At 71.2% G+C, this 7553-nt stretch carries 5 protein-coding genes; 3 read left to right on the top strand and 2 right to left on the bottom strand.

Features of this window, described 5'->3' with window-relative positions; all coding sequences use genetic code 11:
* Positions 1-219 precede the first annotated feature (219 nt).
* Together ABZ914_RS42360 and ABZ914_RS42355 are read right to left on the bottom strand one after the other, a co-directional pair.
* Positions 220-777 carry a DUF4352 domain-containing protein gene (locus ABZ914_RS42360; protein ID WP_500200392.1) on the bottom strand — a complete coding sequence of 186 codons (558 nt, stop codon included), beginning with the start codon at positions 775-777 and terminating at the stop codon, positions 220-222.
* A gap of 290 nt (positions 778-1067) precedes the next feature.
* Positions 1068-1451 (bottom strand): PaaI family thioesterase, encoded by a 384-nt coding sequence (locus ABZ914_RS42355; RefSeq protein ID WP_190862433.1) that lies wholly within the window; start codon positions 1449-1451, stop codon positions 1068-1070.
* A 108-nt stretch (positions 1452-1559) separates the two neighbouring features.
* On the opposite strand from ABZ914_RS42355, the gene polA reads away from it, so the two are divergent.
* The 3 genes from polA (at position 1560) to rpsA (ending at position 7542) form a co-directional block, all read left to right on the top strand.
* Positions 1560-4250 (top strand): DNA polymerase I, encoded by a 2691-nt coding sequence (polA, locus tag ABZ914_RS42350; RefSeq protein WP_500200390.1) that lies wholly within the window; start codon positions 1560-1562, stop codon positions 4248-4250.
* A gap of 423 nt (positions 4251-4673) precedes the next feature.
* Positions 4674-5819: a polysaccharide deacetylase family protein gene (locus tag ABZ914_RS42345; RefSeq protein ID WP_500200389.1), complete on the top strand. Its 1146-nt coding sequence runs from the start codon at positions 4674-4676 to the stop codon at positions 5817-5819.
* 244 nt (positions 5820-6063) lie between these two features.
* Positions 6064-7542 carry a 30S ribosomal protein S1 gene (gene rpsA / locus ABZ914_RS42340; protein WP_500200387.1) on the top strand — a complete coding sequence of 493 codons (1479 nt, stop codon included), beginning with the start codon at positions 6064-6066 and terminating at the stop codon, positions 7540-7542.
* The last annotated feature ends 11 nt before the right edge of the window (positions 7543-7553 follow it).

Here is a 7553-nt window from a genome sequence, read left to right as displayed (position 1 = left end):
CGGGGCGGCGACGTCGGGGGGGTACCCGATGCGGCGGCTGGCGAGGAGGGGGCTGCCGCGCCGGGCGCGGCCGCGCCGGGCGAGCCCGGGGCCGGGTCGGGCTCCGGCGAGGCGAAGGCCGATGGGGCGCCCGCGGCCGGGGAGCCGGACGGTGCGGAGGCGCCCGACGGCAAGTAGAGGGCCCGGACGTCTGACACGACCCCGGGGCGGGGCCGCCGTTCACCGCAACGGCAGTTCCGCTCCGGGGTCGTGCTGTAGCGGGACGCCGAGGTCGTCGGTGGGGGAGGAGTAGAGCCGCAGCGCCCGGATCCGCGCGTCCTTGGGGATGTCGTACATCAGGTCGAACTCGATGCGGTCGTGGGAGCCGAGCTCGATGTCGGTGGGCTGGCGCTTGACCCGCATCGCGTTCACGTCGGGCGGGTAGGCGCCGCGCGAGGTGACGAGCAGCTGCCGGTCGAGGTCGATCTTGTGGAAGGTGGCGTAGCGGTTCTCGGCGATCACGCGGACGCGGGCGAAGCCGCCGAGCCGGGACGGCAGGTCGGCGTGGCTGCCGGTGATGGTGGTGAGGCCGGAGCTGAGGCCGATCGCGGCGAACGCGATCCGCCCGTCGGTGACCTCGCGGTAGGGGAGGGGGCTCTCGTCGTCGCGGACGGCGCGGGCGGGGACGCGGTAGTGGGCGTCGTCGTGGCCGCCGCAGGCGGACGCCAGCGGGAGGAGCGGGGCGAGGAGCAGGAGGGCCGCGGCGGCACGCGGGCGTCCTGCCGGTAAGGGCCGCATGATCCGCACGGTAGGGCGGCGTCTCCGGCGCCCGCCAGATCATGGGGTGTCCTGGGACCGTCCCGTGATCTGCGTCGTGCCGTGGGGACGTCCCGGAGATGTACCGGGCCTGGGATCACCTTTGGGGCCGTACGGCCCTCGCGGGCGCGTGCGTTGTCTACTCGGTGATCCCAGGCCGTTCCGATCCACGCTACAGACCCCGGCCGGTCGATCGCAAAGAAAGCCGCGGATCGGACACGGGGCGGCGCGGCGTCCGCCGAGGTCCGCGCCCCGGCCCGGCCCCGCCGGGGTCAGGAGGCGGGGGCGTCGCGGAGCATGCAGGTGAGGCGGGCGGTGCACACCCGGCGGTCCTGCTCGTCGGTGATGACGATGTCGTAGGTGGCGAGCGTCCGGCCGCCGTGGGCGCGGGTGGCGACGCCCGTGACGTAGCCGTCGGTCGCGGACCGGTGGTGGGTGGCGTTGATCTCGATGCCGACGGCGATGCGGCCCGGCCCGGCGTGCATCGCCGACCCGGCGGACCCGAGGGTCTCGGCGAGCACGCAGGACGCGCCGCCGTGCAGCAGCCCGTACGGCTGGGTGTTGCCCTTGACCGGCATGCGGCCGACGACCCGTTCGGCGGACACCTCCAGGTACTCCACGCCCATCGCCTTGGCCAGGTCGCCGCGGGACTCCATCCCCTCACCGGAAAGGATCTTCGCGGCCAGGTCGTCCCGGCTCAGGCCGTCGGTGTCGCTCACTTACGCCTCCACAAAACTGTCGTACGCGCAGACTAGAGTCCTGGTGTGGCGAACGAACCAGCGACCCCTGACAAGCGTGACCGGCTCCTCCTGCTCGACGGGCATTCCCTGGCCTACCGCGCGTTCTTCGCGCTGCCGGTGGAGAACTTCTCCACCACCGACGGGCAGCCGACGAACGCGGTGTACGGCTTCACCTCGATGCTCATCAACGTCCTGCGCGACGAGCAGCCCACCCACATCGCGGTGGCGTTCGACCGCAGCGAGCCGACCTTCCGGCACGAGCAGTACGTGGAGTACAAGGCGGGGCGGCAGAAGACCCCCGACGAGTTCCGCAGCCAGGTCAGCCTGATCTTCGAGGTGCTGGACGCGCTGCGCATCCCGCGGATGTCGGTCGCGGGGTTCGAGGCCGACGACATCATCGCCACGCTGTCGGTGCAGGCCACCGAGGCCGGGCTGGACACCCTCGTCGTCACCGGCGACCGCGACGCGTTCCAGCTCGTCAACGAGCACGTCACGATCCTGTACCCGGTCAAGGGCGTGTCGGAGCTGGCCCGGATGGACCCGGCCGCGGTCGAGGCGAAGTACGGGGTGCCGCCCGAGCGGTACCGGGAGCTGGCCGCGCTGGTCGGGGAGAGCAGCGACAACCTGCCGGGCGTGCCCGGCGTCGGCCCGAAGACCGCCGCGAAGTGGCTGACCAAGTACGGCGACCTCGACACCCTCGTCGCCAAGGTCGACGAGATCAAGGGCAAGGCCGGCGACAACCTGCGCGAGCACCTGGCCGGGGTGCTGCGCAACCAGCAGATCAACAAGCTCGACACCAACGTGGGGCTGGAGCTGACGCCGCCGCAGCTGACGATGGGGCAGTGGGACCGCGACGAGATCCACACCCTGTTCGACTCGCTGCAGTTCCGGGTGCTGCGCGAGCGGCTGTACTCCTCGCTGTCCGCGGCGGAGCCGGAGGCCGACGAGGGCTTCGAGGTGCAGGTCGACGCGCTGGAGCCGGGCGCGCTCGGCGCCTGGCTGGACGCCAACGGCGGCACCCGGCTCGGCATCGCCGTCACCGGCTCCTGGGGGCGCGGCACCGGCGAGGTCACCGCGCTCGCGCTGGCGTCCAAGGACGGGCCCGCCGTCCACCTCGACCCGGCGGAGCTGATCGAGGACGACGAGCGCGCTCTCGCCGCGTTCCTCTCCGACCCGTCCCGCCCCAAGGCGATCCACGAGGCGAAGGGCCCGATGCTGGCGCTCGCCGCGCGCGGCATGCGCCTCGACGGCGTCACCAGCGACACCGCGCTGGCCGCCTACCTGGCGCTGCCGGGGCAGCGCACGTTCGACCTCGCCGACCTCGTCCTGCGCTACCTGCACCGGGAGCTGCGCAGCGAGACAGAGGACTCCGGGCAGCTGACCCTGGACGGGTCGGGTGAGGAGGAGGCCGCCGAGGCCCTCGCCGTCCGCGCGCGCGCCGTCACCGAGCTGGCCGACGTCCTCGACCGCGACCTCGACAAGCGCGGCGCGACGCGGCTGCTGCACGAGGTGGAGCTGCCGCTCGTCCGGGTGCTGGCCGACATGGAGCGCGCGGGCATCGCCGTGGACGCCGACCACCTCGCCGGCCTGTCGGCGTCGCTCGGCGGCCAGGTGAAGGAGCAGGAGCAGCAGGCCCACGCCGCCGTCGGGCACGAGTTCAACCTCGGCTCGCCCAAGCAGGTGCAGCAGGTGCTGTTCGACGAGCTGAACCTGCCGAAGACCAAGCGGACCAAGACCGGCTACACCACCGACTCCGAGGCCCTCACCACGCTGCTGGAGAAGGACGGGCACCCGGTCCTGGAGCACATCCTGCGCTGGCGCGAGGTCGCCAAGCTGAAGAGCATCGTCGACTCGCTCATCCCGATGGCCGACGACGCGGGCCGCATCCACACCACGTTCAACCAGATGATCGCCGCGACCGGGCGGCTGTCGTCCACCGACCCGAACCTGCAGAACATCCCGATCCGCACCGCCGAGGGCCGGCAGATCCGGGAGGCGTTCGTCGTCGGCGGCGGGTACGAGTCGCTGCTGACCGCCGACTACTCCCAGATCGAGCTGCGGATCATGGCGCACCTGTCGGAGGACGAGGCGCTGCTGGAGGCGTTCGGAACCGGCGCCGACTTCCACACCATCACCGCGTCCCGCGTGTTCGGGCTGCCGCCCGAGCAGATCGACTCCGAGCTGCGCGCCCGCATCAAGGCGATGAACTACGGCCTGGCGTACGGGCTGTCGGCGTACGGGCTGTCGCAGCAGCTGCGGATTTCCCCGGACGAGGCGCGCGGCCTGATGGAGGAGTACTTCCAGCAGTTCGGCGGCGTCCGCGACTACCTGCGCGACATCGTCGCCAAGGCCCGCCAGGACGGCTACACCGAGACCATCCTCGGCCGCCGCCGCTACCTGCCCGACCTGAACTCCGACAACCGGCAGCGCCGCGAGATGGCCGAGCGGATGGCGCTGAACGCGCCCATCCAGGGCTCGGCCGCCGACATCATCAAGGTCGCGAGCCTGAACGTCGACCGCGCCCTGCGCGAGGCGGGCCTGACCTCCCGGATGCTGCTGCAGGTCCACGACGAGCTGGTGTTCGAGGTCGCCCCGGGCGAGCTCGACGACCTCAAGTCCCTCGTCAGCGACCAGATGGCCGGGGCCTACGCCCTCCGCGCGCCCCTGAGCGTCTCCATGGGCACCGGCCGCACCTGGCAGGACGCGGCGCATTAATACGAGCACGGTCAGCGGGCTCGCCTGGCGGCTCGCCCGCTGACCGTGCTCGGGCGAGCGCGACCTCGCTTCGCGAGCTTCCCGGTGGGGCTCGCCTCCGGCGTCGCCCCACCGGTCAGGTAGCGCGCTCGCGCGCGGGCTGAGCGCTTCGGGCAAGCCTCGTGACCGGCCGGGCGTTCGGCGGCCGTCACGCCGTTCTGGTGCCCCGCGTCCTGGTGGCGCGGGGCATTTTTTCATGCCCGCTCACGGGGGCGCGCGGGCGGGGTGTCCGGGTTTACCAGGGGGTTTCGCGCTTGGTGCGATGCGGGGCGGCACTGGAGTGGTCTGTGGAGATCATTCGGGTACGCCGGTCGGTGTCCGTTGATGTCCGGGGGGTCGTACGCTGTCCCCCTGGTCCTGTTCGGGTCTACCGGCGGGGGAAACGTGCCTCTCCTTCACAAGATCGCTGGAGTTGTGGTCGTCTGCGCCGTGATCCTGGGGCTGACGTTGCCAGGGGAGCGGCGCGGGCGCGATGAGGACGCCGCGGCGGCGCAGGCCGGGGCGACCGAGCGGGCCGCGCGCGACGGCCGGCCGGCCGAGGCGGCCAAGCCGTCCGGGCCCCCGCCGCCCGGTGCGGCGGCGTCCCCGAGCGCGTCGGCGAGCGCGGCGGCGGCGGAGCCCGTCCGGCTCGCGGCGGCGACGCCCGCGGCGGTGCAGGCGAAGGCCGACGAGCTGGGCCAGATCCCGGTGCTGATGTACCACCGGATCATGGTCAAGCCGGAGCAGTCGCTGGACCGCTCGACCACGGAGCTGCACGACGAGCTGACGCGGCTCGCCAAGGACGGCTACGTGCCGATCACCGCGGCGCAGTTCGTCAGCGGGCGGATCGACGTCCCGGCCGGCAAGCACCCGGTCGTGCTCACCTTCGACGACAGCACGCCCGGGCACTTCGGGCTGGACCCGCAGGGCAACCCGAAGCCCGACACGGCGGTCGGCGTCATCGAGCAGGTGGCGCGGGAGAACCCGGGGTTCCGCCCGACGGCGACGTTCTACCTGAACAAGGACCTGTTCGGGATGAGCGGCGTGCAGGCCGCCGCGGGCCTGAAGTGGCTCACCCAGCACGGGTACGAGATCGCCAACCACACCCTGTCGCACCCCGACCTGTCGCACCTGTCCAAGGACCAGGTGTACAAGGAGATCGGCGGCATGGAGGACGAGATCGTCAAGATGACGGGGACGCACACGACGACGTTCGCCTACCCGTTCGGGGTCGCCCCGCACAAGACGGCGTGGGCGGAGAAGAAGGACGGCTCGTACGCGTTCCAGGGGATCTTCCTGGCGGGGTGGCGGCCGTCGGTGTCGCCGTTCGACGCGAAGTTCGACCGGTGGGCGATCGACCGGGTGCGGTCCGAGGGCAAGATCAAAGAGGACGACTGCAAGCAGTTCTGCTCGACGGCCTGGCTCGACTATCTGGACAAGCACCCCGATGAGCGGTACACATCTGACGGTGACCCGAACACGGTGACGTTTCCCAATATGCTCGAGGACCGGCTGGGCAAGCCCTACCGGGCCTGGGCGCGGGTCTACTGATGCGCGCGGGGCGGCCGTGCGCCCGACGGATTGACCAGGCGCGCCGCGTCCCATATTCTGATCGCTGCGCTGTGGGCCTGCGCGCGCTTCGGACGGAGCAGGCTCGCGCTCGGTCAGGTCGGCGACATCGGTTCGGTTCACTGACGCGGTCAGCACCGCGTTCCTTCCGGTTCTCGGCAGGGCGGACGGCCCTCCGCGCACAACCCATAACGACTTCCATGTCCGTACCGGAGCCAGCCGACACATGACGAGTAGCACCGAGGCCACCTCGACCACCCCGCAGGTAGCGGTCAACGACATCGGGTCCGAGGAAGCCTTCCTCGCGGCGATCGATGAGACCATCAAGTACTTCAACGACGGCGACATCGTCGAAGGCACCGTCGTCAAGGTCGATCGTGACGAGGTCCTCCTCGACATCGGCTACAAGACCGAGGGCGTCATCCCCTCGCGCGAGCTGTCCATCAAGCACGACGTCGACCCCAACGAGGTCGTCGCCGTCGGCGATCACGTCGAGGCCCTCGTCCTCCAGAAGGAGGACAAGGAAGGCCGGCTGATCCTGTCCAAGAAGCGCGCCCAGTACGAGCGCGCCTGGGGCACGATCGAGAAGATCAAGGACGAGGACGGCATCGTCACCGGCACGGTCATCGAGGTCGTCAAGGGCGGTCTCATCCTCGACATCGGCCTGCGGGGCTTCCTGCCCGCGTCGCTGGTCGAGATGCGCCGGGTCCGCGACCTGCAGCCGTACGTCGGCCGCGAGCTCGAGGCGAAGATCATCGAGCTGGACAAGAACCGCAACAACGTGGTCCTGTCCCGCCGCGCCTGGCTGGAGCAGACGCAGAGCGAGGTCCGCCAGACCTTCCTCAACACCCTGCAGAAGGGCCAGGTCCGCAAGGGCGTCGTCTCCTCGATCGTCAACTTCGGCGCGTTCGTCGACCTCGGCGGCGTCGACGGCCTGGTGCACGTCTCCGAGCTGTCCTGGAAGCACATCGACCACCCCTCCGAGGTCGTCGAGGTCGGCCAGGAGGTCACGGTCGAGGTCCTGGACGTCGACATGGAGCGCGAGCGCGTCTCCCTGTCGCTCAAGGCGACCCAGGAAGACCCGTGGCAGCAGTTCGCCCGCACCCACCAGATCGGCCAGGTCGTGCCGGGCCGCGTCACCAAGCTGGTGCCGTTCGGCGCGTTCGTCCGGGTCGAGGAGGGCATCGAGGGCCTGGTGCACATCTCCGAGCTGGCCGAGCGCCACGTGGAGATCCCCGAGCAGGTCGTCCAGGTCGGCGACGAGATCTTCGTGAAGATCATCGACATCGACCTCGACCGGCGGCGGATCAGCCTGTCGCTCAAGCAGGCCAACGAGGGCGCCGCGGGGATCGAGGAAGAGGACTTCGACCCGACCCTGTACGGCATGCCGGCGGAGTACGACGAGCAGGGCAACTACAAGTACCCCGAGGGCTTCGACGCCGACACGGGCGAGTGGCTGCCGGGCTTCGACGAGCAGCGCGAGACCTGGGAGCGGCAGTACGCCGAGGCCCGCGCCCGCTTCGACGCCCACCGCAAGCAGATCGAGGAGGCCCGCAAGGCCGAGGCCGAGGCCGAGACCGGCCCCGCGACCGGCGGCGGCGAGACCTCCTACTCCGGCGGCGGGGAGAGCGAGTCGGGCGGTGGCGCGCTGGCCACCGACGAGGCCCTCGCCGCGCTGCGGGAGAAGCTGTCCGGCGGCCAGTGATCCGTCACTGA

It is taken from the genome of Spirillospora sp. NPDC046719 (assembly GCF_040645715.1).
In the GTDB taxonomy this organism is placed as follows: domain Bacteria; phylum Actinomycetota; class Actinomycetes; order Streptosporangiales; family Streptosporangiaceae; genus Spirillospora.
Note: the sequence above shows the minus strand (reverse complement) of the source record. Positions and strands in the feature narration are given on the sequence as shown.